The sequence below is a fragment of the Halomonas salipaludis genome, assembly GCF_002286975.1.
Classification (GTDB): domain Bacteria; phylum Pseudomonadota; class Gammaproteobacteria; order Pseudomonadales; family Halomonadaceae; genus Franzmannia; species Franzmannia salipaludis.
Genome location: NZ_NSKB01000011.1, coordinates 84,998 through 110,748 on the forward strand (window position 1 = coordinate 84,998; position 25,751 = coordinate 110,748).

Annotated in this window: 23 protein-coding genes; 11 read left to right on the forward strand and 12 right to left on the reverse strand. The window is 66.5% G+C overall.

Annotated elements, in window-relative coordinates; all coding sequences use genetic code 11:
• The first annotated feature begins 80 nt into the window (after window positions 1-80).
• Window positions 81-3,029 (forward strand): RNA polymerase-associated protein RapA, encoded by a 2,949-nt coding sequence (gene rapA, locus CK498_RS22920; RefSeq protein ID WP_095623183.1) that lies wholly within the window; start codon window positions 81-83, stop codon window positions 3,027-3,029.
• 17 nt (window positions 3,030-3,046) lie between these two features.
• Here the strand turns inward: rapA and CK498_RS22925 are convergent, their stop codons facing one another.
• Window positions 3,047-3,967 (reverse strand): TIGR01777 family oxidoreductase, encoded by a 921-nt coding sequence (locus CK498_RS22925; protein ID WP_095623184.1) that lies wholly within the window; start codon window positions 3,965-3,967, stop codon window positions 3,047-3,049.
• A 367-nt stretch (window positions 3,968-4,334) separates the two neighbouring features.
• Between CK498_RS22925 and CK498_RS22930 the strand changes: the two genes are divergently transcribed.
• From CK498_RS22930 to CK498_RS22960, 7 genes are all read left to right on the forward strand, one after another.
• Window positions 4,335-5,246, forward strand: coding sequence for a MerR family transcriptional regulator (locus CK498_RS22930; RefSeq protein ID WP_095623185.1), 912 nt, complete (start codon window positions 4,335-4,337; stop codon window positions 5,244-5,246).
• Between the two features lie 69 nt (window positions 5,247-5,315).
• Window positions 5,316-6,728 carry a deoxyribodipyrimidine photo-lyase gene (phrB, locus tag CK498_RS22935; RefSeq protein ID WP_095623186.1) on the forward strand — a complete coding sequence of 471 codons (1,413 nt, stop codon included), beginning with the start codon at window positions 5,316-5,318 and terminating at the stop codon, window positions 6,726-6,728.
• Window positions 6,729-6,762: 34 nt separating this feature from the next.
• Window positions 6,763-7,209, forward strand: coding sequence for a nuclear transport factor 2 family protein (locus CK498_RS22940; RefSeq protein WP_095623187.1), 447 nt, complete (start codon window positions 6,763-6,765; stop codon window positions 7,207-7,209).
• 90 nt (window positions 7,210-7,299) lie between these two features.
• Entirely contained in the window at window positions 7,300-8,100 is an 801-nt protein-coding gene (locus CK498_RS22945) for an SDR family NAD(P)-dependent oxidoreductase (protein WP_095623188.1), read from the forward strand.
• Window positions 8,097-9,404 carry an NAD(P)/FAD-dependent oxidoreductase gene (locus CK498_RS22950; RefSeq protein ID WP_095623189.1) on the forward strand — a complete coding sequence of 436 codons (1,308 nt, stop codon included), beginning with the start codon at window positions 8,097-8,099 and terminating at the stop codon, window positions 9,402-9,404. The genes CK498_RS22945 and CK498_RS22950 overlap by 4 nt, the downstream gene beginning before the upstream one ends.
• Entirely contained in the window at window positions 9,401-10,162 is a 762-nt protein-coding gene (locus CK498_RS22955; protein ID WP_095623190.1) for a DUF1365 domain-containing protein, read from the forward strand. The genes CK498_RS22950 and CK498_RS22955 overlap by 4 nt, the downstream gene beginning before the upstream one ends.
• A complete protein-coding gene (locus CK498_RS22960; protein WP_095623191.1) occupies window positions 10,159-11,469 on the forward strand; it encodes an SAM-dependent methyltransferase in 1,311 nt (436 codons plus the stop codon). Before CK498_RS22955 ends, CK498_RS22960 begins: the two co-directional genes overlap by 4 nt.
• 26 nt (window positions 11,470-11,495) lie before the next feature.
• Here the strand turns inward: CK498_RS22960 and CK498_RS22965 are convergent, their stop codons facing one another.
• The gene (locus tag CK498_RS22965; protein WP_095623192.1) at window positions 11,496-13,325 is read right to left on the reverse strand and encodes a putative bifunctional diguanylate cyclase/phosphodiesterase; all 1,830 of its coding nucleotides are present in this window, start codon (window positions 13,323-13,325) and stop codon (window positions 11,496-11,498) included.
• A 226-nt stretch (window positions 13,326-13,551) separates the two neighbouring features.
• Here CK498_RS22965 and fabA point away from each other — a divergent pair, with 226 nt between their 5' ends.
• Both fabA and fabB read left to right on the forward strand, forming a co-directional pair.
• Entirely contained in the window at window positions 13,552-14,067 is a 516-nt protein-coding gene (gene fabA / locus CK498_RS22970) for a 3-hydroxyacyl-[acyl-carrier-protein] dehydratase FabA (protein WP_095623193.1), read from the forward strand.
• 12 nt (window positions 14,068-14,079) lie between these two features.
• Window positions 14,080-15,297: a beta-ketoacyl-ACP synthase I gene (gene fabB / locus CK498_RS22975; protein WP_095623194.1), complete on the forward strand. Its 1,218-nt coding sequence runs from the start codon at window positions 14,080-14,082 to the stop codon at window positions 15,295-15,297.
• A gap of 76 nt (window positions 15,298-15,373) precedes the next feature.
• Here the strand turns inward: fabB and CK498_RS22980 are convergent, their stop codons facing one another.
• The 4 genes from CK498_RS22980 to CK498_RS22995 all read right to left on the reverse strand — a co-directional run bounded on the left by CK498_RS22980 (window position 15,374) and on the right by CK498_RS22995 (window position 19,074).
• Entirely contained in the window at window positions 15,374-16,132 is a 759-nt protein-coding gene (locus CK498_RS22980; RefSeq protein ID WP_176475887.1) for a lysophospholipid acyltransferase family protein, read from the reverse strand.
• A complete protein-coding gene (locus tag CK498_RS22985) occupies window positions 16,129-17,001 on the reverse strand; it encodes a sugar nucleotide-binding protein (RefSeq protein ID WP_095623195.1) in 873 nt (290 codons plus the stop codon). The genes CK498_RS22980 and CK498_RS22985 overlap by 4 nt, the downstream gene beginning before the upstream one ends.
• Before the next feature lie 2 nt (window positions 17,002-17,003).
• Window positions 17,004-17,621 carry a single-stranded DNA-binding protein gene (gene ssb / locus CK498_RS22990; RefSeq protein WP_095623196.1) on the reverse strand — a complete coding sequence of 206 codons (618 nt, stop codon included), beginning with the start codon at window positions 17,619-17,621 and terminating at the stop codon, window positions 17,004-17,006.
• Window positions 17,622-17,688: 67 nt separating this feature from the next.
• Window positions 17,689-19,074 carry an MFS transporter gene (locus tag CK498_RS22995; RefSeq protein WP_095623228.1) on the reverse strand — a complete coding sequence of 462 codons (1,386 nt, stop codon included), beginning with the start codon at window positions 19,072-19,074 and terminating at the stop codon, window positions 17,689-17,691.
• A 180-nt stretch (window positions 19,075-19,254) separates the two neighbouring features.
• Here CK498_RS22995 and uvrA point away from each other — a divergent pair, with 180 nt between their 5' ends.
• Entirely contained in the window at window positions 19,255-22,125 is a 2,871-nt protein-coding gene (gene uvrA / locus CK498_RS23000; protein WP_095623197.1) for an excinuclease ABC subunit UvrA, read from the forward strand.
• Between the two features lie 318 nt (window positions 22,126-22,443).
• Here the strand turns inward: uvrA and rplQ are convergent, their stop codons facing one another.
• The 6 genes from rplQ to rpmJ all read right to left on the reverse strand — a co-directional run bounded on the left by rplQ (window position 22,444) and on the right by rpmJ (window position 25,746).
• The gene (gene rplQ / locus CK498_RS23005) at window positions 22,444-22,830 is read right to left on the reverse strand and encodes a 50S ribosomal protein L17 (RefSeq protein ID WP_076749583.1); all 387 of its coding nucleotides are present in this window, start codon (window positions 22,828-22,830) and stop codon (window positions 22,444-22,446) included.
• Window positions 22,831-22,869: 39 nt separating this feature from the next.
• Window positions 22,870-23,868: a DNA-directed RNA polymerase subunit alpha gene (locus tag CK498_RS23010; protein WP_095623198.1), complete on the reverse strand. Its 999-nt coding sequence runs from the start codon at window positions 23,866-23,868 to the stop codon at window positions 22,870-22,872.
• An 81-nt stretch (window positions 23,869-23,949) separates the two neighbouring features.
• Entirely contained in the window at window positions 23,950-24,570 is a 621-nt protein-coding gene (rpsD, locus tag CK498_RS23015; RefSeq protein WP_095623199.1) for a 30S ribosomal protein S4, read from the reverse strand.
• Window positions 24,571-24,582: 12 nt separating this feature from the next.
• Window positions 24,583-24,969, reverse strand: coding sequence for a 30S ribosomal protein S11 (gene rpsK, locus CK498_RS23020; protein ID WP_011505752.1), 387 nt, complete (start codon window positions 24,967-24,969; stop codon window positions 24,583-24,585).
• 39 nt (window positions 24,970-25,008) lie between these two features.
• Window positions 25,009-25,365 carry a 30S ribosomal protein S13 gene (gene rpsM, locus CK498_RS23025; RefSeq protein WP_095623200.1) on the reverse strand — a complete coding sequence of 119 codons (357 nt, stop codon included), beginning with the start codon at window positions 25,363-25,365 and terminating at the stop codon, window positions 25,009-25,011.
• Between the two features lie 267 nt (window positions 25,366-25,632).
• A complete protein-coding gene (gene rpmJ, locus CK498_RS23030) occupies window positions 25,633-25,746 on the reverse strand; it encodes a 50S ribosomal protein L36 (RefSeq protein WP_009099023.1) in 114 nt (37 codons plus the stop codon).
• Between the last annotated feature and the right edge of the window lie 5 nt (window positions 25,747-25,751).

Sequence of the window (25,751 nt, forward strand, 5' to 3'; positions counted from 1 at the left end):
TTACCATACCGCGCCCCGCCAGCGTCGTCGGCCCACCGCCGCGACAGCGGGGCGCGTTTTCGTTGAGCATCCGAGGCATCATGAGCGAATTTTCTCCCGGTCAGCGCTGGATCAGTGACGGCGAAGCCGAGCTGGGCCTGGGCACCATCCTGAACGTCGATTTCCGCAGCGTCACCGTGCTATTCAGCGCCAGCCAGGAAACCCGCACCTACAGCGTGCATCAGGCGCCGCTGACCCGGGTGGCATTTGCCCCCGGCGATCGCGTGCAGTCCGCCGAGGGCTGGCAGATGACCGTCGACGACAGCAAGGAGCTCGACGGCCTGGTGGTCTACATCGGTGAGGACGACCAGGGCAACCTGCGCGAGCTGCCCGAAGTACGGCTCGCCGACAGCATGCAGTTCGACCAGGCCCGCGACCGCCTGCTGACCGGCCAGGTCGACCGCAACGACTGGTTCGACCTACGCTTTCGCACCCTGCACCACCATCAGCGCATCGAACAGAACCCGGCACTGGGCCTGGCCGGGCCCAAGATCGACCTGATCCCTCACCAGCTCTACATCGCCGACGAGGTCTCCCGGCGCCACGCCCCGCGGGTGCTACTGGCCGACGAAGTGGGCCTGGGCAAGACCATCGAGGCGGGGCTGATCCTGCATCGCCTGCTGCTCACCGGCCGCGCCGAGCGCGCCCTGATCCTGGTCCCCGACAGCCTCACTCACCAGTGGCTGGTCGAGCTGCTGCGCCGCTTCGCCCTCGACGTGCGGCTGCTCGACGAGCACCAGAGCCTGGCCCACCTCGACGGCAATCCCTTCGAGTCGGCGCAGCTGATCCTGGCCAGCCAGCAGTGGCTGTTCGCCAACCCGCAGCGCCAGACCCAGGCCCAATCCTGCGACTGGGACCTGCTGATCGTCGATGAGGCCCACCACCTCGACTGGCATCCCGAGCACGTCGGCCCCGGCTACGCCTGCGTCGAGGCGCTGGCGGCGCGCACCGAAGGCGTGCTGCTGCTCACCGCCACCCCGGAGCAGATGGGGCTGGAGAGTCACTTCGCGCGGCTGCGCCTGCTCGACCCCGAGCGCTATCAGGATCTCGAGCATTTCAAGGCCGAGGAGCTCGGCTATGCCCAGGTCGCCGAGGCAGTGGACGCCCTCGAACGGCTGGCCGGCGAGGACGCCCCCCGCGACGCCGACCGCGACAGCGTGGCGGCGGTGATCGACGACAACGACAGCCAGGCGCTGCTGGCGGTGCTGGTCTCCGCCGAGAGTAGCGTTGAGCAGCGCCAGGTGGCGCACCGCGAGCTGCGCGAACAGTTGCTCGACCGCCACGGCACCGGACGGGTAATGTTCCGCAACAGCCGTCGCCACGTCGGCGGCTTCCCGGCGCGCCGGCTACACGTCACGCCGCTGGCGCTGCCCTCGGCGTATCGCCGCGTGCTGCGCCGTATCGAGCGCGACGAGGACGCGCTCGACGAATTGCTGATCGAAACCGGCCTCGACCACCCCGAGGTAGTGCTCTATCTCGACGCCATGTATCGCGCCCTGCCTCACGATCCGCTCAACGAGGAGCCGTGGTGGCGCATCGACCCCCGCGTCACCTGGTTGCTCGAGCTGCTCACCGAGGTCGGCCGCGACAAGCTGCTGGTGATCGCCCACGACCGCGACACCGCCACCGACCTGGCCAAGGCGCTGCAGGCGCTGGGCGGCATCCACGCGCCGGTGTTCCACGAGGGGCTGTCGCTGATCGAGCGCGACCGCGCCGCGGCGGCCTTTGCCGACCTGGAGGACGACGGCTGCCAGGTGCTGGTATGTTCCGAGATCGGCTCGGAAGGCCGCAACTTCCAGTTCTGCCGCCACCTGGTGATGTTCGACCTGCCGCTACACCCCGACCAGCTCGAGCAGCGCATCGGCCGCCTCGACCGCATCGGCCAGCGCCACGCCATCGAACTCCACGTGCCGGTGTTCGAGACCAGTCCGGGGGAGCGCCTGCTGCGCTGGTACCGCGACGGCATGGATGCCTTCAGCGCGCCCCACGGCATCGGCAGCGACCTGTTCGCGGCCTTCGGCGACGCCCTCGCCGACGCCCTGCTCGACGAGGAGAGCCTCGCCGAGGTCATCGACGAGACCCGCACCCTGTTCGAGGCGCGCCTTGCCGAGCACGATGCCGGCCGTAACCGCCTGCTGGAGTGGGGAGCGTGTCGCCCGGCCCGCGCCGATGCGGTGATCGACGCCATCCGCGAACTCGACCACGACAAGGCGCTACCGCGCTATCTCGACCAGGCCATGGATATCTTCGGCGTCGACAGCCAGGAGCTCGGCGGACGGGTACTGCACCTGCAGCCCAGCCAGCACATGCTCGACGGCCTGCCGGGGCTGGTCAAAGGCGAAGAGGGCTTCTCGGCGACCCTATCGCGCAGCGTGGCGCTGGCCCGCGACGACGTCCAGCGCCTCTCCTGGGAGCACCCCCTGCTGCGCGAGATGATGGGCCGCATCCTCGACGGTCAGATGGGCAACACCGCCCTGGCGCTGCTCAAGCACCCGGCGATCCCCGCCGGCCGGCTGATGGTCGAGCTAGTGTTCCGCACCCACTGCCCGGCGCCCCGGCGGCTGCATCTCAACCGCTTCCTGCCGGCCACCGCGGTGCGTGTGCTGCTCGATGAGTCCGGTGCCAACCTCTCCGACAAGGTGTCGTTCAGCGGGCTGTCCAAGAACCTGCAGAAGGTCAAGAAGGCGGTGGCCCGCGATCTGATCAAGAGCCGCCACGACCAGCTGCGCGGTCTGCTGATCCAGGGCGAAGCCGAGGCCGAGCGCGAACTACCCAGCATCGTCGAGGCGGCGCAGACCCGCATGCGCGAGGCGCTCGACGGCGAGCTGTCGCGCCTGCAGGCACTGGCCGAGCGCAACCCGGCGGTACGCGCAGATGAACTCCAGGCACTGGTCGACGAACGCCGCGCCCTCGACGCTGCCATCGAAGGCACGCGCCTGCGCCTCGACGCAGTGCGCGTGATCGTCACCGTGGACCATGACAGCCGCTGAGGCGACGCGGGCCACGGCTAGTCGAGGATCGCCGCCAGCGCCTTGTCCAGGGTCGGGTAGGTGAAGGTGAAGCCGGCCGCCTCGAGGCGCGCCGGGCGCATGTCGGCACCGGTCAGCAGCAGCCTCGACATCTCGCCGAAGGCGGCCTTGAGCACCATCGCCGGCACCGGAAAGATGGCCGGACGCCCCAGCTGGCGCGCCAGGCTGCGGCTGAAGGCGGCGTTGGTCACCGGGTGTGGCGCCGAGCCATTGAAGGGCCCCTCGAGGTCGTCGCGTTCGAGCAAGAACTCGATGGCGCGTACCAGATCCTCGCGGTGCACCCAGGGCATGAACTGGCGGCCATCGCCGAAGCGCCCCCCCAGCCCCAGCTTGAACGGCGGCAGCATCTTCTGCAGGCTGCCACCGCCCTGGTCGAGCACCAGGCCGATGCGTAGCAGCGCGACACGGGTACCGTGCTCCGCCGCGCCGCGTGCCACGCTCTCCCAGCGCTCGCACAGCCGGTGGGCGAACTCGTCGTGGGGCGCGGTCTCCTCGGTGACCGGCCGCTGGCCAGGCTCGCCCTGCTTCGGCTGGGCACCGTAGTAACCCATCGCCGAGGCCGATACCAGCACGCGCGGCGCCTGGCCGTTGGCCGCCAGCTTGGCGCACAGCATCACCAGATCCTGGGTGACGTCGCTCCGCGAGTCGATCAGGCGCCGTTTCTGCTCGTCGCTCCAGCGCTTGGCGGTGATCGATTCCCCGGCCAGGTTGACCAGTGCCTCAGGCGCCGCGTCGAGCGCTTCCAGCACGTTGGCGATGACCTGGGCGCCCTCGGGCAAACGTTGGCGGGCAGCGGCCGGGTCGCGGGACACCACCACCAGTGGGTGCCCGGACTCAGCCAGTCGCTGGCACAGTCGCTGCCCCACGAAACCGCTGCCGCCGGTGATCAAGATGCGCATGGCCAAGCTCTCCTTGCCAAGTCAGTGGCGAGTTCGCCAAGGATTATACAAAAGCTGTACTATACCTAATAATCTAACCGACATTCTCACACCGACATGGATAACGCCATGCCTCCGCTCTCTTCAAGCATAGCGGTGATTGGCGCCGGCATTGCCGCACGCTGGCTCGAGGTGCCCGACTGACCGGACACCAGTGCATTGAGCGTTAACACAACAAGCCTCGCCGTTGGCCGGCGGCAGCGCTAGAATAGCCTCGCTTTGTACAGGGGCATTGCCTTGTACAACATTTTGCACCATCCTGAACATCATATACGTTAAGGTGATCGCCGCCATTGATCACCACTATGAACGAGAGGCATCAGAGCGCATGAGTGACAAGGCGACCCATCCGGCCGATGCGCCGCTCTACCCGATCCGCGAAGTCTCGCGCCTGACCGGCGTGAACTCGGTCACCCTGCGCGCCTGGGAACGCCGCTACGCCTTGATCTGCCCGCAGCGCACGCCCAAGGGTCACCGCCTGTATGCCCGCGATGACATCCAGCGCATCGAGAGCATCCTGCAGTGGCTCAATCGCGGGGTGCCGGTCAGCCAGGTGCGCGAACTGCTCGACCAGCCCAGCACCGTCGAGGCCCCGGAGCCCGCCGCCGGTGACTGGCCCAGCCAGCGCCAGCAGCTGATCGCCGCCGTCGAGAGCCTCGACCTGGTGCGCCTCGATAGCCTCTATAACCAGTGCATGGCGCTCTATCCGGTCAGCACCTGCCTTAGCGAACTGTTCAAGCCGGTGGTCGAAGCGCTCGAGGAGCACTGGGACGAGCAGCTCGGCGCCGCCCTGCAGCGGCGTACCTTCGAGGCCTTCCTGCGCACCCGCATCGGCACGCGGCTCTACCACGCCAACCTCAATAGCCAGGGCGCCACGCTGCTGATCAACCGCCTGCCCGACGATCACGGCACGCTGTGGGATCTGCTGGTGGCGCTGGCCGCCAGCCAGGCCGGTTACCGGGTGCAGCTGTTCGATGCGCCGCTGCCGCTCAACGAGCTACCGCTGGCGGTGGAGCGACTGCGCGCTGGCGCGCTGCTGCTTTGCAGCGGCCACTCCGAGCGCGCCGACCTGGTCCGCCGCCAGCTGCCGCGCCTCGCCGAGCAGCTCGAGGTGCCGGTGGGGCTGTGCGGGCCCATCGCTCGGATCCGCGCCGGTGATCTCGCCGACAGCCAGGTGGCGGTGCTTGGCGATGACCCGCTGCAGGCCATGTCGCGCCTGGCGCCACTGCTGCGCGCCTGAGCCACGCCCCAGCCCCGCAGCATCGCCGGCCGCCATGTCGAACACGACTGCCGCACAAGGATGCCCGCCATGACGCCTCGCCTAGTCTGGTTTCGCAGCGACCTGCGCACCCATGACAACACCGCCCTAGCCGAGGCCGCCGCCCGCGGCCCGGTGATCGCCGTGTTCCTACGCTGCCTCGACCAGTGGCAACAGCATGGCCACGGTGCCAACAAGCTCGACTTCTGGGCGCGCGGCGTGGCCGCGCTGCGCGACGACCTGGCCGGGCTCAACATCCCCCTGCTGTATCGCGATATCGGCCACTTCGACGCCGCCCCCCAGGCGCTGCTGGCAATCGCCCGCGAGCACGCTGCCGAGGCACTCCATGTCAACGCCGAATATCCCCTCGACGAACGGCGTCGCGACGAACAGGTGGCCGCCGCCTTCGACGAGGCTGGCCTGGCCTTTCATGCCCACCACGATGCCGTGGCCTTCGCCCCCGGCGAACTGCTCACCGGGCAGGGCGACTACTACAGCGTGTTCACGCCCTTTGCCAAGGCCTGGCATCGCCAGGTCGACGCGAAGCGCCTCGCCCTGCGCGAGACACCCGCTCCCCAGGCGAGCCTGGCGATCGACAGCGATCCGCTACCGGCCCTGCCGAGCCTCGCCGACACCCCCATCGACGGCCGCCACTGGCCGGCAGGCCAGAGCCCCGCCGTCGATCGCCTGGAACGCTTCCTGCGCTACCGCGGCAAGCACTATCACCAGCAGCGCGACTTCCCAGCGGTGCGCGGCACCAGCGAGCTATCGCCCTACCTGGCGCTGGGCATGATCTCGCATCGCCAGTGCCTGCAGGCGGTGATGAGTGACAACGGCGGCCGGCTGGCCGACGGCGACGCTGGCCTCAGCGCCTGGGTCAGCGAGCTGATCTGGCGCGAGTTCTACCAGCACATCGTGGTCGGCTTTCCCCGCGTGTGCCGGCACCGCGCCTTTCAGCAGCACACCGAAGCCCTCGCCTGGCGCAACGACGATGCCGGCTTCGCCGCCTGGTGCGAAGGGCGCACCGGCTATCCGCTGGTCGACGCCGCCATGCGCCAGCTGGTGCAGACCGGCTGGATGCACAACCGCTTGCGCATGGTCACGGCAATGTTTCTGACCAAGCACCTGCTGATCGACTGGCGCCGCGGCGAGCGCTTCTTCCTGCGCCACCTGGTCGACGGCGAGTTTGCCGCCAACAACGGCGGCTGGCAGTGGGCGGCCTCCACCGGCACCGATGCCGCACCCTATTTCCGCATCTTCAACCCCACCACCCAGTCGACGCGCTTCGACCCGCAGGCCAATTTCATTACTGAATTTGTACCGGAGTTGTCCAGCATAGCGGCCAAGAAGCGTCACGCCCCCGTGGGCGACCTCCTCGACAGCGCCGCTTACCCGGCCCCCATCGTCGACCACAAGGCCGCCCGGGCGCGCGCACTGGGCGCCTTCAAAGCCCTGAAGGACTGAGCCCTACCCCAGCCACCTCGAACGGAGCCCCGCCATGCACCAGGATCCTGCCCTGGAGTCGTTCTGTGACTTCTACAATAAGCTAGACAAAGCCTCTACAAATCTACTGCCAGAGGTATACACTAGGGACGTGGTGTTCCAAGATCCGCTGCATCGCCTCGACGGGATCGCGGCCCTGACCGGCTACTTCGAGCGGCTCTACGCCAACCTCGAAACCTGTCGCTTCGCCTTTGGCGAGCGCCAGCGTCTGGCCGACACCGCCTTCGTAACCTGGACCATGACGCTGCGTCATCCCAGGCTCGCCGGCGGACGGGACTACCACGTGGAGGGCTGTTCGCGGCTGCGTTTCGCGGCCAGCGACGGTCCCCACGGCGAGCGGGTCTGCCAGCATCGCGACTACTTCGATGCCGGCGCCCTGCTCTACGAGCGGCTACCGCTGCTGGGCAGCGTGATCCGCCAGGTCAAGCGTCGCGCCGGCTAGGCACTGAGACTGGTAGTGCATCCAGCCTCGCCCTGGCCGCGTAGATGACCAGGACGGCCGGCGCCGTCGAATCGCTGGCCAGGAGGAGGCATGACCACACTGCAACGACCGCGGCGCATCTGGTTGACGGGGGCCACGTCCGGCATTGGTCTGGCGCTAGCCGAACGGCTGCTGGCTGACGGCCACCGCGTAGCGCTGAGCGCGCGCAATGTCGATAAACTCAATGCCCTGGCGGCGAGCTCCGACAACGCCCTGGTGGTCCCCCTCGACGTCGTTGATCACAGCGCCGTACGCGCCGCCGGCCAGCGCCTCGAGGCTCAGCTCGGCGGGCTCGACATGGCGATACTCAACGCCGGTACCTGCGAATATCTCGATGCGCGCTGCTTCGATGTGGACCTGGTAGAGCGAGTCTTTGCGCCCAATTTCTTCGGCGCCCTGTACGCCATGCAGGCGGCGCTGCCGCTGCTGCGCCGCGCCCGCGATCATGACGGCATTCGCCCGCTGCTGGCCGCCACCTCGAGCGCTTCAGCCTATGTGCCGCTACCCCGCGCCGAGGCCTATGGTGCCTCCAAGGCCGCCCTCAGCTACTTCCTGGAGTCGCTGCGCCTCGATCTCGACGGCGAGGGCATCGACGTTAGCGTGATCCATCCTGGCTTCGTCAAGACGCCGCTCACCGACCGCAACGACTTCCCGATGCCGATGCGCATCAGCACCGAGCAGGCCGCAGCGGCCATCATCAAGGGCCTCGACCGGCGTCAGCTCGACATCCATTTCCCACGCCGTTTCACCAACCTGGTACGGCTGATGGGCATCCTGCCACCGCGACTGCGGCGGCGCCTCGGCCTGCGCATGGTGCAAGCCAACGGCCACAGCAGCGGAGGTGACGCATGACGTCGCGACAGCGTATCGCCATCGTCGGTAGCGGCATCAGCGGCATGGCCTCCGGCTACTACCTCACGCCTCGGCATGAGGTAACCCTATTCGAGGCCGAGACCCGGCTCGGCGGCCATACCGCGACCATCGACGTCAGCCTCGACGGCCGCGATTACGCCATCGACACCGGTTTCATCGTCTTCAATGACTGGACCTACCCGCATTTCCAGCAGCTGCTGGCCACCCTGGGGGTGGCCAGCCAGCCCACCGAGATGAGCTTCTCGGTGCACGAGACCGGTCGCGACTTCGAGTACAACGGCCACACCCTCGCGTCGCTGTTCGCCCAGCGGCGCAACCTGGTGAGCCTGCGCTTCCATCGCATGCTGCGCGACATCCTGCGCTTCAACCGCCAGGCCAGCGCCGACCTCGACGCCGAGCGCCTCGACCCGGCCATGACCCTTGGCGACTATCTCTCGGCCGGCGGCTACGGCGAGGACTTCCGCACCCGCTACCTGCTGCCAATGGGTGCGGCGATCTGGTCGGCGAGCATCAGCGACCTGATGGCCTTTCCGCTGCAGTTCTTCGTGCGCTTCTTCCGCCATCACGGCCTGCTGTCGGTCAGCAACCGTCCCCAGTGGCACACCCTGGTGGGCGGCTCACGCGCCTACATCCCGGCACTCACAGCGCCCTACCGCGAGCGCATTCGCCTGGCGAGCCCGGTACACGCGATACGCCGCGACGCCCGGGGCGTGACCCTGACCAGCCGTCACGGCGAGGAGCGTTTCGACCAGGTAGTGCTGGCCTGCCACGCCGACCAGGCGCTAGCCATGCTCAGCGACCCGAGCGACGCCGAGCGCGAGATCCTCGCGGCGCTGCCGTATCAATCCAACGACGTGGTGCTGCACACCGATACCCGCCTGCTGCCACGCCGCCGGCGCGCCTGGGCCAGCTGGAACTATCGCCTCGACGGCCGCGACGCCGGTGCCCGGGTCTCGGTGACCTACGACATGAATATCCTCCAGCGCCTCGAGAGCCCACACACCTTCTGCGTGACGCTCAACGACAGCCAGGTCATCGACCCGCACAAGGTGCTGGGACGTTTCGACTACGCCCATCCCCAGTTCACCCTCGCCGGTGAGGCCGCCAAGGCGCGCCATGGCGAGATCTCCGGCAGTCAGCGGCGGACCCACTTCTGCGGCGCCTACTGGCGCAGCGGCTTTCACGAAGACGGCGTATGGAGCGCGCTGCGCGTGGCCCAGTCGCTGGGCAGCGACGCAGCATCGTCGGCCGGCACCCAGCCCTTGGCCGAGGAGCGCGCATGAGTCAGCCACACTCGCGCATCTACCGCGGCGAACTGCGCCACCGGCGCTTCACTCCGCGCGCCCACGCCTTCAGCTACCAGGTGTGGATGGCCTGGCTCGACCTCGACGAACTGCCAGCACTGTTCGACGGCGTGCCGGGCTTCAGCGCCCGCCGCCCGGCCCTGGCGCGCTTTCGCCGCCAGGACTACCTGGCGCCCCACGACCGCCCGCTGGCGACGCTGGTGCGTGAGGAGCTCGAGCGCCAGCTCGGCGCTGCCCCGGGCGGACGCATCTGCGTGCTGACCCAGCTGCGCACCCTCGGCATGGGCTTCAACCCGATCTCGGTGTACTACGCCTACGATCGCGACGGCGCCCTGCGCGCGGTGCTCGGCGAGGTCAGCAACACCCCCTGGGGTGAGCGGGTGCGCTACGCCTGCGCGGTGGACCCAAAGCGCCACAGCCACGCCGCCGAGTTCGCCAAGGCCATGCACGTGTCGCCCTTCAACCCCATGGACATGACCTACCGCTGGCGCTTCAACACCCCCGGTGAGCGGCTGCTGCTGCACATGGAGAACTGGAAGGACGAGCGCTGTCACTTCGACGCCACCCTGACCCTCGAGGCCCACCCGGCGACCCGCGGCGTGCTGCTCGCCAGCCTGGCGCGCCAGCCGTGGATGAGCCTCAAGACCCTGGCCGGCATCCATTTCGAGGCGCTGCGGCTGTGGGCCAAGGGCGTCCCCGTTCATGATCACCCCCAGCGCGAGGAGACACCGTCGTGAGTACGACACGCTCTGCCACCTCACAGGACCTGTCGCGCCACGGCAGCCGTCTGATTCGTCTCGTCAAGCCGCGCCTGCTGGCCCAGCTGGACGCCCTGGAAGGCGGTCAGGTCACCTTGATCGAGGGCGACCACTGCCAGCGGCTGGGCCGCGGGGGCTCGCTGCACGCCACGCTACGGGTACACCGCCATGCGGCCTGGAAGCGCCTGGCGCTGGGCGGCACGGTGGGTGCCGCCGAGGCTTACATGGACGGCGACTGGGACTGCGACGACCTGGTCGCCCTGACGCGGCTGTTCGCCATCAATCTGGCGCGCGTCAACGGCGAGGTCGAGAACGGCAGCGCACGGCTCGGGCGCTGGCTGCTGAATGCGCTCTACGGCCTGCAGCGCAACACCCTACGCGGTTCGAAGCGCAATATTTCGGCGCACTACGACCTCGGCAACGAGCTGTTCGAGACTTTTCTCGACCGCCAGCACCGGATGTACTCGAGCGCGCTGTTCCCCCACGCCGAGGCAAGCCTGGAGCAGGCCTCGACCCACAAACTCGACGTGATGCTCGGTAAGCTCGATGTCGGCCCCCAGCACCACCTGCTGGAGATCGGTACCGGCTGGGGCGGCCTGGCGATCCACGCCGCCAAGACCCGCGGCTGCCGGGTGACCACCACCACCATCTCCGCCGAGCAGTACGCGTATACCGCCCGGCGCATCGCCGCGGAAGGCCTTGGCGATCAAATCACCCTGCTGCAGCAGGATTACCGCGAGCTGGAGGGGCGCTACGACCGGCTGATCTCGGTCGAGATGATCGAAGCGGTCGGCCATCAGTACCTCGATACCTACCTGGCGACCCTCGACCGTTTGCTCAGCAATGACGGCCAGGCGATGCTGCAGGCCATCACCATTCGCGACCAGCGCTTCGAGGCCGCCAAGCGCGACATGGATTTCATCAAGCGCTATATCTTTCCCGGCGGGTTTCTTCCCTCGCATCACGCCATCCTCGCCAGCCTTAGCCGACGTACCAGCCTCAACGTGCTGGCGCTGGACGAGATCGGCCTGCACTATGCGCGCACCCTGCGCGAGTGGCGCCAGCGCTTCGAGGCCAGCCTCGATAGCATCCGTCGCATGGGCTACGACGAGCGCTTCATCCGCATGTGGCGCTACTACCTATGCTACTGCGAAGGGGGCTTCCTGGAACGCACCATCGGCACCTGCCACCTGCTGCTGGCCAAGCCCGGAGCGCGCCCGGCACCGCTGACCGGCGCGGTAGGAGCCTGGCACGCCTACAGGCCCCGCAGGTACACCGGGCAGTGAATAAGGTGGCGCCTCGGCTGAGAGGCTCAGGCCGACTGCGGCTCGCCCAACTGATGCGCCTCGACCTCTGCCGCCGGCAACGGCCGGGAGAACAGGAAACCCTGCACCAGCGGGCAGCCGTGCTGGAGCAGGAACTGGCGCTGAGCCTCGGTCTCCACCCCTTCGGCGATGACCTCGAGATCGAGGCCGCGAGCCATGGCCAGTACCGCGCTGACGATCGAGGCATCGGCCGGATCGTCGGGCAGGGCGCTGACAAAGGCGCGGTCGAGCTTGAGCTTGTCCACCGGCAGGCGCTTCAAGTAGCTCAGCGACGAATAGCCGGTGCCGAAGTCGTCGATGGCGATCTGATGGCCCAGCGCACGCAACGCCGCCATGCGCGGATAGATATCACCGGCACGCTCGTCGAGCAGCACCGATTCGGTGAGCTCTAGCCCCAGCATGCTGGCCGGCAGCTGATGCTGCGACAGGCAGGCCGCCAGCCGCGACTCGAGATCGCCCTGGATCAGCTGGATCGCCGAGATATTGACCCATACCGGCACCGCCGGCATGCCGGCCAGGCGCCAGTTGGCCAACTGCGCCGCGGCGCGCTCGACCACCCAGTTGCCCAGTGCACTCATCATGCCGTGGCGCTCGGCCAGAGGAATGAAATCACCCGGCGAGATCATGCCGTGCTGCGGATGGCGCCAGCGCAGCAGCGCCTCCATACCGACCAGCTCGCCACTGTCGAGACGGTGCTGGGTCTGGTAGTGAAGCTCGAGCTGGCCGCCGCTGGCCAGGGCTGCGCGCAGGTCGTTGACCAGCGCCAGTTGGCGGTCACCGGCGACGTCCAGCGACGGGCGGAAGCGCTGGTCGTGATTGCGTCCGTGACGCTTGGCGCTGTACAGCGCCGACTCCAGGCGCTGAAACAGCACTCCGGAGTCGCGACCGTCCTCCGGCGCGCGGCAGCTGCCGATGGTCAACCCCAGGCGCAGGCTATCGCCGTTGAGCTCGAACGGCTCGCTGAGATGCGCGCGCAGGCCGGCGACCCACTTGTCGTGATCATCGAAGGTGGTGGTACGAATCACCATGAACTCGTCGCCGCCGAGCCGCCCGACCACTCCACCGGCGACGTGCCCGGCCAGGCGCTGGCCGAAGCGCGCCAGCAGCCGGTCGCCGAGATCGACGCCCATGGCATCGTTGACCGCCTTGAAGCCGTCGATGTCGATCAGGGCGATATCCAAACCCTCGCCGGCGCGCAGGTGGCGCAGCCGCGAGGTCATCAGGTCATGCAGGCGGCGGCGGTTGGGCAGGCCGGTAAGCGGATCCTCGAAGCCGATCCGGCGCAGATCCTGCTCGCGGGCCTTGTGGCGGGAAATATCGGTAAACATGCCGACATAGTGGCTGATGCGGCCGCGCTCATCCGGGCAGGCCTGGACGCGCAGCCACTCGGGGTATTCGTCGCCGTGCTTGCGGCGGTTCCAGATTTCGCCTTCCCAGCGGCCGGTGGTGGTCAACGACTGCCAGTAGCGCTCGTAGAACACCTTGTCGTGACGCCCGGCAGAGAGCATCGACGGATCCTGGCCCTCGACGTCATCGCTGGCATAGCCGGTGATCTTGGTAAAGGCGGGGTTGACGGCAACGATGCGATTGCGCGCATCGCTGATCATCACGCCATCTTCGGAGAGCATCAGCGCCGCCTCGGAAAGCCGCGCACGGCGATGCTCGCGGCGCACCTGGCGCCAGGCATCGAACAGGCCCAACGCAATGATCGCCACCACCGTCAGCCGCAGCCACACGCCCGGCAGCCAGCTCACCGCCGCCAAGCCAGCCAGGGCCAGCCAGACTAGCGGCCGGCTAAGCGAGAAGTGTGGCCACATGGCACAGTGTCATGAAATCGGGGATCAATGCGTTGCCCTGCCTCGTGGCGGTTTGTCATCATCACTGGATTATCGGCATCATGCCCCCAGGCTGAAGGGCAATGCAAAAAATGCCCGCCAACGCAGCGACATACGGCCGGCGTGCAATCGCTGCCCGCTGTCAGTAGAATGCAGCCAGTCCGCGTGCAGCGCGCTCCACAATAAATTCGACTCTCGGAACGACTCAGTGACCAAGCAAGAATCCTATAGCCGTGACGAGCTGCTGGCATGCAGCCGAGGCGAACTGTTCGGCCAAGGCAATGCTCAGCTGCCGGCCCCCAACATGCTGATGCTCGATCGCATCGTGCGCATCAACGAGGCAGGCGGTGATCACGGTAAAGGCGAACTGATCGCCGAGCTCGATATCAGCCCCGACCTGTGGTTCTTCGACTGCCACTTCCCCGGCGACCCGGTAATGCCCGGCTGCCTGGGCCTCGACGCCATGTGGCAGCTAGTCGGCTTCTATCTCGGCTGGCTTGGCCACCCCGGTCGCGGCCGCGCCCTGGGCTGCGGTGAGGTCAAGTTCACCGGTCAGATCCTGCCCGAGGCCAAGAAGGTCACCTACCATATCAATATCAAGCGCATCATCACCCGGCGCCTGATCCTGGGCATGGCCGATGGCACCGTGACCGTCGACGGCCGCGATATCTATCAGGCCAACGACCTGCGGGTCGGCCTGTTTACCTCTACCGCGAATTTCTGACAGGAGGCTCCCATGCGACGAGTGGTAGTCACCGGACTGGGCATCGTGTCCTGCCTCGGCAACGACCAGCACCAGGTCCTCGATGCGCTCAAGGCAGGGCGCTCGGGTATTCGCTTCAAGGATGAATACGCCGAGCGCGGCTTCCGCAGTCAGGTCGCTGGCGTGGTCGATATCGACCTCGATGCCCTGATCGACCGCAAGCTGCGCCGCTTCATGGGCGATGCCGCGGCCTACGCCTACGTCTCCATGGCCCAGGCCATCGAGGATGCCGGCCTCAGCGAGGCCCAGGTCTCCCACGAGCGCACCGGCCTGATCGCCGGCTCCGGCGGCGCCTCCAGCGCCAACCAGGTCGAGGCCGCCGACGTGATGCGCGACAAGGGCCTGCGACGCGTGGGGCCCTACCGGGTGACGCGCACCATGGGCAGTACCGTCTCGGCCTGCCTGGCCACGCCGTTCAAGATCAAGGGCGTCAACTACTCGATCTCCTCGGCCTGCGCCACCTCGGCGCACTGCATCGGCAGCGCCGTAGAACAGATCCAGCTCGGCAAGCAGGACGTGGTCTTCGCCGGCGGCGGCGAGGAGGAGCACTGGACACTCTCCTGCCTGTTCGATGCCATGGGCGCGCTCTCGACCCACTATAACGACATGCCGGACAAGGCCTCACGTCCCTACGACAAGGCCCGCGACGGCTTCGTCATCGCCGGTGGCGGCGGCATGCTGGTGCTCGAGGAACTCGAGCACGCCAAGGCGCGTGGCGCCAGAATCTACGCCGAGGTCACCGGCTACGGCGCCACCTCCGACGGCCACGACATGGTGGCACCGTCCGGCGAGGGCGCGGCGCGCTGCATGCGTCAGGCACTGGCCACCGTCAACGGCAGCATCGACTACATCAATACCCACGGCACCTCAACGCCGGTGGGCGACGTCGCCGAGCTCAAGGCGGTACGTGAAGTGTTCGGCGACCGGACCCCGGCGATGAGCTCGACCAAGTCGCTGACCGGCCACTCGCTGGGCGCCACCGGCGTGCAGGAGGCGATCTACTCGCTGCTGATGATGGAGCACGACTTCATCGCCGCCTCGGCCAATGTCGATGACCTCGACGAGCAGGCCGCCGGCTTCGATATCGTGACCCAGCGTCGTGACGATGCCCAGGTCAACCGCGTGCTCTCCAACAGCTTCGGGTTTGGCGGCACCAACGCCTGCCTGGTACTGGAGACGCTCAGCGACTGAGCGTCACGCGTAGCAACCGCATGACGACGAACGGCGCCCCTCGGGCGCCGTTCGTCGTCAAGGCCCATGCAACCGCTCAGCCGGGCAACGGCTCTCCACGTCCGACGGGAGCTGCGGGCCGCGGCACTTCGGAAATCTCCGCCAGCTGGCCCTCGATCCACGCCTCGACCTCGACCAGTACGTCTTCCGGCGTACGCCCGCGGGTGTCGATCGGCTCACCGACGCGTACCGACAGCCGCCCGGGGTTCTTCACCCAGTGGCGCCCCGGCCAGCGCTCTCCGGCATTATGCGCCACCGGCAACACTGGCATGCCGGCGCGGCAGGCGATCACTGCCCCACTCTTGTTGTAGTGGCGACGCTGGCCCGGTGCAACCCGTGTGCCCTCGGGAAAGATCAATACCGACAGGCCTTCCTCCAGGCGCTGCTTGCCTTGGGTCAGCACCTGGCGCATGGCACGGGCCGGCTTGGAGCGATCCAGGGCAATGGGGTGTAGCAGCCGCAACCCCCAGCCGAACACCGGAATATTCAGCAGCTCGCGCTTGAGCACCGTGCACACCGGCGGCTTGAGCACCTGCAGGAACAGCGTCTCCCATTCGCACTGGTGGTTGGAGAGGACCACGCAGGGCGCATCGGGCAGGCGCTCGCGACCGCGAATGTCATAGCGCACGCCACAGCTGATCCGAAACCAGGCAATGATGGCGTGGTTATACAGGTTGAGCAGGCGGTAGCGCCCGGCCAGCGGCAGCAGCGGCGCCAGCGGCAGGAACAGCACGCCGCACACCAGCATGGTCAGGAAATACCCGGCATAGAACAGCAGACTACGCAGCAGGTTCATGATGCCGCTCCACCGCTGCGCCCGCGGCACCAGGTGTCGAGCATGCGCCCCACCTCCAGCCGCCACGGCTTCTGGTGCACGCCGAAGGCTTCCAGTACCCGCCGGCAGTTGAGCACCCGGCGCAGCGGCTGGTCGTGGTGGTGATTGAGCGCCTTGAGCGGCCCCAGTTCGACCTGCTCGCCAAGCCCTTCGAGGCGCGTGGCAAGCTGGGTGCGCACCATCGAGGCAAAGGTGTAGCCACTGACCGGCTCGGTGCCCGCCAGGTGGTAGGCGCCCCACGCCTTGGCACCGCAATGCTGCTGGTGCAGCATGCCAAGCAGCGCCATGGCCGCGGCATCCGCCGAGGTCGGACAGAAGATCACATCCTCGGCCACTCGCACCTCGTCGCCGGCCAGCAGGCTATCGATCAGCTCGCTGAGCCAGGCGCTGGCGCCATCCAGCGCGAACAGCGGCCCCAGGCGCACGATCAGGTGCTCGGCGTGCTGCTGGCGAATCCGGTCGCCGACCTGGATCAAGCGCCGCAGGCTCTCGTCACGCGGCGCAGGTATCACATGTTCGTCGATAGGCGCATCGTGGCCATCCTCGTAGAGCTGGTCGGAGACACACCACACCAGCGGCGTACGCGTGGCACGACACGCCACCAGGCACGCTTCCACCGCCTCGGCGTGGGCGACTACCGCCGCCGGCTCGGCGCTGATCGGCCTGGCCAGCGGCGGGATCACCAGCGCGTCGGGGGCCAGCTCGGTGAGCGCCTCGGCGCTGATCGCCGGGCGCTCCTCGATCATCAGCCGGGTATCGCTGCGCCGATTGGCCTCACGCGCCAGTGCCAGGCTCAGACAGTGGCCGGCATCGAGTATCAGCAGCCTCACGATCAGAACGGGATTTCGTCGTCGAAGTCGTCGAAGCTACCCGGTGCCGGCGCCCCATAGTTATTGCCCTGCTGCTGGCCGCCCTGGGCCGGCGGCTGCTGGGGAGCAGGTTGCGGTGCCGGCTGCGGTGCCGGCTGCTGCGGCCGCGGCTGGCCCTGGCCAAACCCACCGCCTTGAGGCGGCGGCTGCGGCGCATTACCACCCTGCTGAGGGTAGCCGCCCTGCTGGGGCATGCCGCCGGCGTAGTTGCCCTGCTGCTGGAAGTCGCCGCCCTGGCCAGCACCGCGACTATCGAGCATCTGCATGTCGTTGGCGACGATCTCGGTGCTGTAGCGATCCTGACCGTCCTGGCCCTGCCACTTGCGCGTCTGCAGGCGCCCTTCGATATAGATCCGCGAGCCTTTCTTGACGTACTGCTGGGCGATCTCGGCCAGCTTGTTGAACAGCACCACGGTGTGCCATTCGGTGCGCTCCTGACGCTGGCCGCTCTGGCGGTCGGTCCAGCTGTCGGTGGTGGCAATGCGCAGATTGGCCACCGGGTTGCCGGAGGGCAGGAAGCGCACCTCCGGGTCCTGACCGAGGTTACCGATCAAGATGACTTTATTCACTCCACGAGCCATGTCTCGCTCCTTGATTGCCGGGCGACGTCATGACGCCCCCAATGTCTTGTTGACCACCAGCCAACGGCTAGTGGTTTCGCTTGATCCCCACCACGCGTGCCAGGGCATCGCTGTCGAGGCGCTGGCGGTCGACCTTGAGATAGGCCAGCCGCTCTTCCGGCACCACCAGTACGTCCTCCACCCCAGCCACGTCGGCAAAACGCTCCATCAGCGTCTCCAGGGCATCACCATGCGCCTGCTCGTCCAACGCTACCACTTCACTGGCCAGATGGCGCGGCGCCGGCATCCGCCAGATCGCCGCCAGCCAGCCCAGCCCAACCAGCGCACTGCCATAGAATACCGCATCATAGCCCCACTGTTGGGCCAGGGCACCGCCCATGACGCCACCCAGGAAGGCACCCAGGAACTGGCTGGTGGAGTAGACCCCCATGGCGGTGCCCTTGGCCCCCGCCGGCGCCAGCTTGCTGAGCATCGACGGCAGCGTCGCCTCGAGCAGATTGAAGGCGGTGAAGAAGCCCAGCAGCAGCAAGCTCATCGACACCAGGCCGACGGGCAGCGCACCGAGCCCCAGCAGGCACAGCGCCATGCCGGCCACCGCCAGCAGGAACACGCCGCGCATGCGGTGACGCTTCTCGGCAAAGATCACCAGCGGCACCATGACCACGAAGGCCAGCGCCATGACCGCGAAGTAGACCCAGCCGTGATGCGGCAGGGCGATGCCCACTTCCAGCAGGCGGAACGGCACGGCAACGAAGATCGCCATCAGGATCAGGTGCAGGGCAAAGATCGAGATATCCAGTCGCACCAGGTCGCTGCGCCCCAGGGTCGCCTTGAGCTGGGCGCGGTCGAGCAGCACGTCGCGATGGCGCAGCCGGCGCGGCGCCTGGGGCACCAGCCGCCACAACACCAGCAGACTCAACGCCGCCAGCAACGCGGTGAACCAGAACACCCCGGATAGACCGAAGCCGCTGGCCAGCCACGGACCGATGACCATTGCCAAGGCGAAGGCCAGGCCGATCGACATGCCGATGGTGGCCATCGCCGCGGTGCGCACCTGCTCGCGAGTCTGGTCGGCGAGCAGCGCCATGATGGCCGCCGCCACCGCCCCGCTGCCCTGCAGGCAGCGGCCCAGAATCACCCCACCGATGCTGTCGGCCAGTGCGGCGACCACGCTGCCGAGCATGAACAGTACCAGCCCGGCGGCGATCACCGTCTTGCGTCCAATGCGATCGGAGAGCAGCCCGAAGGGAATCTGCAGGATCGCCTGGGTCAACCCGTAGGCACCCAGCGCCAGGCCGATCAGCAGCGGCGTGGCGCCGGCCAGGTCGTCGGCATATAGCGCCAGCACCGGCAGCACCATGAACAGCCCCAGCATGCGTGAGGCATACAGGCTGGCCAGGCCGATGATGGCGCGGCGTTCGGTGGCTAACAGCAGACCAGAGAGCATGCGCAGTGCAACGTGTCGAACTCGTATGGACGGGCGCGGGACGCCCGAGGATGATGGACCGAGTATTCTACCGACTCGCCGCCGTACAGGGAATCCATGCCGTAATGCCGCTGCATGATATGCGCCTTTGCCGCGACTCATGGCGGGGCCGTATAATCGAGCTTTTGCGCTGCGCATGAGGTGGTAATGGACAGGATTCTGGTCAGGGGTGCGCGCACCCACAACCTCAAGCAGGTCGACGTCGAGCTACCCCGCGACAAGCTGATCGTGGTCACCGGGCTGTCCGGCTCCGGCAAGTCGTCGCTGGCCTTCGATACGCTCTACGCCGAAGGCCAGCGCCGCTACGTCGAGTCGCTCTCGACCTACGCCCGGCAGTTCCTGTCGATGATGGAGAAGCCCGACGTCGACCATATCGAGGGTCTCTCGCCGGCCATCTCCATCGAACAGAAGTCCACCTCCCACAACCCGCGCTCCACCGTCGGCACCATCACCGAGATCTACGACTACCTGCGCCTGCTGTTCGCCCGCGCCGGCACCCCACGCTGCCCGGAGCACGGCGAAGATCTCGAGGCCCAGACCATCTCGCAGATGGTCGACCAGGTGGTGGCACTGCCCGAGGGCAGCAAGCTGATGCTGCTGGCACCGGTGATCAGCGGCCGCAAGGGCGAGCACCTGCAGTTGCTCGCCGAGCTGCGCGCCCAGGGCTTCGTACGCGCCAGGATCGACGGCCAGATCCTCGAGCTCGACGACATCGCGCCGCTGGACAAGAACAAGAAACACGACATCAGCGTGGTGGTCGACCGTATCAAGGTCCGCGACGGCCTGCAGCAGCGCCTCGCCGAGTCCTTCGAGACCGCACTCGGTCTGGCCGACGGCGTGGCGGTGATTCACTTCATGGACGGCGAGCACGAGGACATCAACTTCTCGGCGCGCTTCGCCTGCCCGGTGTGCGGCTACTCGATTGCCGAGCTCGAGCCGCGCATGTTCTCGTTCAACAACCCCGCCGGCGCCTGCCCGAGCTGCGACGGCCTCGGCGTTCAGCAGTTCTTCGACCAGGCCAAGCTGATCAGCCACCCCGAACTGTCGCTGGCCGAGGGCGTGATCAAGGGCTGGGACCGGCGCAGCGTCTACTACTTCAACCAGCTGCAGGCGGTGGCCAGCCACTACCGCTTCGCCCTGGAAACCGCCTGGCAGGATCTCGCCCGCCACGAGCAGGAGGTGATCCTCCACGGTAGCGGCCATGACGACATCGCCTTCAGCTACGTCAACGACCGCGGTCGCAAGGTCACCCGCGAGCACCCCTTCGAGGGCGTGCTGCCCAACATGCAGCGCCGCTACCGCGAGACCGAATCCAACATGGTGCGCGAGGACCTGGCCAAGTACCTCGCCGTACAGCCCTGCCCCAGCTGCCACGGCACCCGGCTGCGCCAGGAGTCACGCCACGTCTATATCGACGATCGCACGCTGCCGGAGATGGTGCGCATGCCGATCGGCGAGGCGCTGCGCTATTTTCAGCAGCTGGCGCTACCCGGGCGCAAGGGCGAGATCGCCGTCAAGATCGTCAACGAGATCCAGGCGCGCCTGGAGTTCCTGGTCAACGTCGGCCTCGACTACCTCAACCTGGAGCGCAGCGCCGAGACCCTCTCCGGCGGCGAGGCCCAGCGCATCCGCCTGGCCAGCCAGATCGGCGCCGGCCTGGTGGGGGTGATGTATATCCTCGACGAGCCCTCCATCGGCCTGCACCAGCGCGACAACGACCGCCTGCTCAAGACCCTGGTGCATCTCCGCGACCTGGGCAATACCGTGATCGTGGTCGAGCACGACGAGGAGGCGATCCTCGCCGCCGACCATGTGCTCGACATCGGCCCGGGCGCCGGCGTCCACGGCGGCCAGATCGTCGCCCAGGGCACCCCGCAGCAGATCAAGGCGTGCAAGCAGTCGCTGACCGGCCAGTACCTGGCCGGCACCCGGCGCATCGAAGTGCCGCCGTGGCGGATTCCCGGCAACCCCGAGAAGCAGCTGCGCCTCACCGGCGCCACTGGCAACAACCTGCAGGACGTAACCCTGACACTGCCGCTGGGGCTGCTGGTCTGCATCACCGGCGTCTCCGGCTCCGGCAAGTCGACGTTGATCAACGGCACCCTGATGCCGATCGCTGCACGCGAGCTCAATCGCGCCACCACTCTGACCCCGGCTCCCCATGTCGGCATCGAGGGCCTCGAGCAGCTCGACAAGGTCATTGACATCGACCAGAGCCCCATCGGCCGCACCCCGCGCTCCAACCCGGCCACCTACACCGGCATCTTCACGCCGATCCGCGAGCTGTTTGCCGGCACCCAGGAGGCGCGCTCGCGGGGCTACAAGCCGGGGCGCTTCAGCTTCAACGTCAAGGGTGGGCGCTGCGAGGCGTGCCAGGGCGAGGGCATGATCAAGGTCGAGATGCACTTCCTGCCCGACATCTACGTGCCCTGCGACGTCTGCAAGGGCAAGCGCTACAACCGCGAGACGCTGGAGATCAACTACAAGGGCAAGAGCATCCACGAGGTGCTGGAGATGACCGTCGAGGAAGCCCTCGAGTTCTTCTCACCGGTACCCGCCATTGCCCGCCGCCTGCAGACCCTGCTCGACGTCGGGCTCTCCTACATTCGCCTCGGCCAGAGCGCGACCACGCTCTCCGGCGGCGAAGCGCAGCGCGTCAAGCTGGCCCGCGAGCTGGCCAAGCGCGATACCGGCCAGACGCTCTACATCCTCGACGAGCCCACCACCGGCCTGCACTTCGAGGACATCCGCCAACTGCTCACCGTGCTGCACCGCCTGCGCGACCACGGCAACACCATCGTGGTAATCGAGCACAACCTGGATGTGATCAAGACCGCCGACTGGATCATCGACCTCGGCCCGGAGGGCGGCTCCGGCGGCGGCCAGATCATCGCCGAGGGCACCCCGGAGCAGGTTGCCAAGATGGCCGGGTCCCACACCGGCCACTTCCTCAAGCCGCTGCTGGAAAGGCAAGCCACGCGCTCCGAGCCGCGGGCCACGAGCACGGCGGAAACCTGACAAGCGGGAAGCCACCAATGGTGAGCGGCGCCGGGGACAGGTCGTAGCGGGGGTCCGATTCCAGGGGTGGGGAGCACTGCTCCGAACGGGCTGGCCATGGATGGCCAGCACCGGTCCTGCGAGCGGAGCAAGATGCGAGAGCGAAGCAGGGAATCGGTAGCCTACAGGGAAGTATTTATAGCGCCCCCGCGGAGACCTGTCGGCGAGCAAGCCGCGACTCAAGGCCATCAGGATCAGCAACAGTCAAGCCAGAGACAAAAAAACCGGCTCCTCGAAAGGAGCCGGTTTTGTCTGCCGTGCCGAAGGCAACGCCGGGGATCACTCCTCGGCGGCAGCCTCTTCGGCGATCGGACGATCGACCAGTTCGACATAGGCCATTGGCGCGTTGTCGCCGGTGCGGAAACCGCACTTGAGAATACGGACGTAACCGCCCGGACGCTCGACGTAACGCGGACCCAGCTCGTTGAAGAGCTTGCCGACCGTCTCTTTCGAGCGAGTGCGGCTGAAGGCCAGACGACGGTTGGCGACGCTGTCCTGCTTGGCCAGGGTGATCAGCGGCTCGATATGACGACGCAGTTCCTTGGCCTTGGGCAGGGTAGTCTTGATCATTTCATGCTCGACCAGCGACACGCACATGTTCTTGAACATGGCCTGGCGATGCGAGCTGGTACGGTTTAAGTGGCGACCACTCTTACGATGACGCATGGTTGTGATTCCTTACCAAACTGGGACTCGAGTCGACGCTCACGCGGAGGCCTTGTCGTCCTTCAGGCTTGCTGGCGGCCAATTCTCCAGCCGCATGCCCAGGGACAGACCGCGCGCTGCCAACACGTCCTTGATTTCATTCAATGACTTCTTGCCGAGATTCGGGGTCTTCAACAGCTCCACCTCGGTGCGCTGGATCAGATCGCCGATGTAATAGATATTCTCGGCCTTCAGGCAGTTGGCACTGCGGACGGTCAACTCGAGATCGTCTACGGGACGCAGCAGGATGGGATCGATATGATCCTCCTCCTCCTCCACTTCCTGTTCCTTGTCGGCTTCCAGGTCGACGAACGCACCCAACTGCTCCTGCAGAATGGTCGCGCTGCGACGGATCGCCTCTTCCGGATCCAGGGTGCCGTCGGTTTCCAGGTCGATGACCAGCTTGTCGAGGTCGGTACGCTGCTCGACACGCGCCGCTTCAACGGCGTAGGAAACCCGGCGAACGGGGCTGAAGGTCGCATCCAGCTGCAGGCGACCAATGGCCCGTGATTCGTCATCCGCACCAAGGCGGGTATCCGCCGGCTCATAGCCACGGCCGCGAGCGATCTTGAGCTGCATCTGCAGCTCGGCGCCCTCGTTGACGTGGGCGATGACGTGCTCGGGGTTGACGATCTCGACGTCGTGGTCGGTGGCGATGTCACCCGCGGTCACGATGGTCGGGCCCTGCTTGTTCAGCGAGAGCACCGCCTCGTCGCGGCTGTGCATCTTGATCCCCACGTCCTTAAGATTCAGGAGGATCTCGATGACGTCTTCCTGGACCCCTTCGATCGCACTGTACTCGTGGTCGACACCCGCGATCTCGGCTTCCACCACGGCACAGCCGGGCATCGACGAGAGCAGGATGCGACGCAGAGCATTCCCCAGGGTGTGACCGAAGCCGCGCTCGAACGGTTCGAGCACGATCTTCGCGTGGTGCGCGCTGATCTCTTCGACCTTGATATCGCGAGGACGGAGAAACTCTGTCACTGAACGCTGCATATGAACACCTTTCAGGCTGCCAAACGGATACTCGGTACTCTGCTCCGGGCCCTTGCGGGCCCGGCATCACCCGTCGGGTGATTACTTCGAGTACAGCTCGACGATCAGGTTTTCGTTGATGTCGGCAGACAAGTCGCCACGTTCAGGCAGGGCCTTGAAAGTGCCTTCCATCTTCTTGGAGTCGACGTCGATCCATGCCACATCGCCGCGGTTGGCGGAGATCGCCAGTGCGGACTGGATGCGGGCCTGGTTCTTGGCCTTCTCACGAACGGACACCACGTCACCCGGCTTGACCTTGTAGGACGCCACGTTGACGGTCTTGCCATTGACGACGATCGCCTTGTGGCTGACCAGCTGACGCGCTTCAGAGCGAGTCGAGCCGAAGCCCATGCGGTAGACGACATTGTCCAGTCGGGATTCGAGCAGCTGCAGCAACACTTCACCGGTCGCGCCCTTGATGCGGGCCGCTTCCTTGTAGTAGTTGCGGAACTGCTTTTCGAGTACGCCATACATACGACGCACTTTCTGCTTCTCACGAAGCTGCAAGCCGTAGTCGGAAAGACGCTGACGGCGCTGGCCGTGCACACCCGGGATCTGCTCGGATTTGCACTTTTTCTCGAAGGGAGTGACACCGCTCTTCAGAAAGAGGTCGGTACCCTCACGACGAGACAGTTTGCACTTCGGTCCAATGTAACGAGCCATGAATCTGTCTCCTTAAACGCGGCGTTTCTTCGGCGGACGGCAGCCGTTGTGGGGAACGGGCGTCGCGTCGGTGATGCTTTGCACGCGGAAACCGGCGGCGTTGAGCGCGCGCACGGCGGATTCACGGCCTGGACCGGGGCCCTTGACCAGCACGTCGACGTTTTTCACACCATACTCGGCTGCAGCAGTCGCTGCACGTTCGCTTGCCACTTGAGCAGCGAACGGGGTGCTCTTGCGAGAACCACGAAAACCCGAACCACCGGCAGTCGCCCATGACAGAGCGTTGCCCTGGCGGTCTGTGATCGTCACGATCGTGTTGTTAAAAGAGGCATGGATGTGGGCAACCGCATCCACTACCTGCTTTTTCACCTTTTTACGGTTACTACGCGGGTTAGCCATGTTGATGTTTCTTCCTGTCTTAACGCCAGAACATGCGTGTTATTTGCGGATCGGCTTGCGCGGGCCCTTGCGGGTACGCGCATTGGTCTTGGTACGCTGACCACGCAGCGGAAGACCACGACGATGACGCAGACCACGGTAGCAACCCAAGTCCATGAGACGCTTGATATTCAGCGTCACATCACGACGAAGGTCACCTTCTACGGTGTACTTGCCGACTTCAGAACGCAGGGTGTCCAGCTCTTCGTTGGACAGCTCCTGGATCTTGGTGGTCGGCGCAATACCGGCAGCAGCACAGACTTCCTGTGCACGAGTGCGGCCAATCCCGAAGATATAGGTCAGCGAGATCGCCGCATGCTTGTTGTCCGGGATATTGACGCCTGCAATACGGGCCATCAGCTTACTCCGAAGTTTGCGAAAAACCGCTTGAATGGCTGCGCGGGCGAATCGCTGCGTTGCGCGGTGCTCGAAACCCTCACCTATACCAATAGGCTCTGGTTCCTGCGCGCCGTGCGCCTAGCGCTTCACTCCGCTCGCCGATTCAGTCGGCGTTTTCTGAGCGGCTTGCTCGATTAATCATCTACAAAAGGCGCAACAGCATACCCCTTTCCCTACCAGAGGGCAAGAGGCATGCCGGCACCCGGTTGAATCACAGACCAGGGATCAACCCTGGCGCTGCTTGTGCCGCGGTTCGATGCAGATGACACGCACAGCGCCATTGCGTCGAATGATCTTGCAGTTACGGCACATTTTCTTTACGGAAGCTCGAACTTTCATCGTTC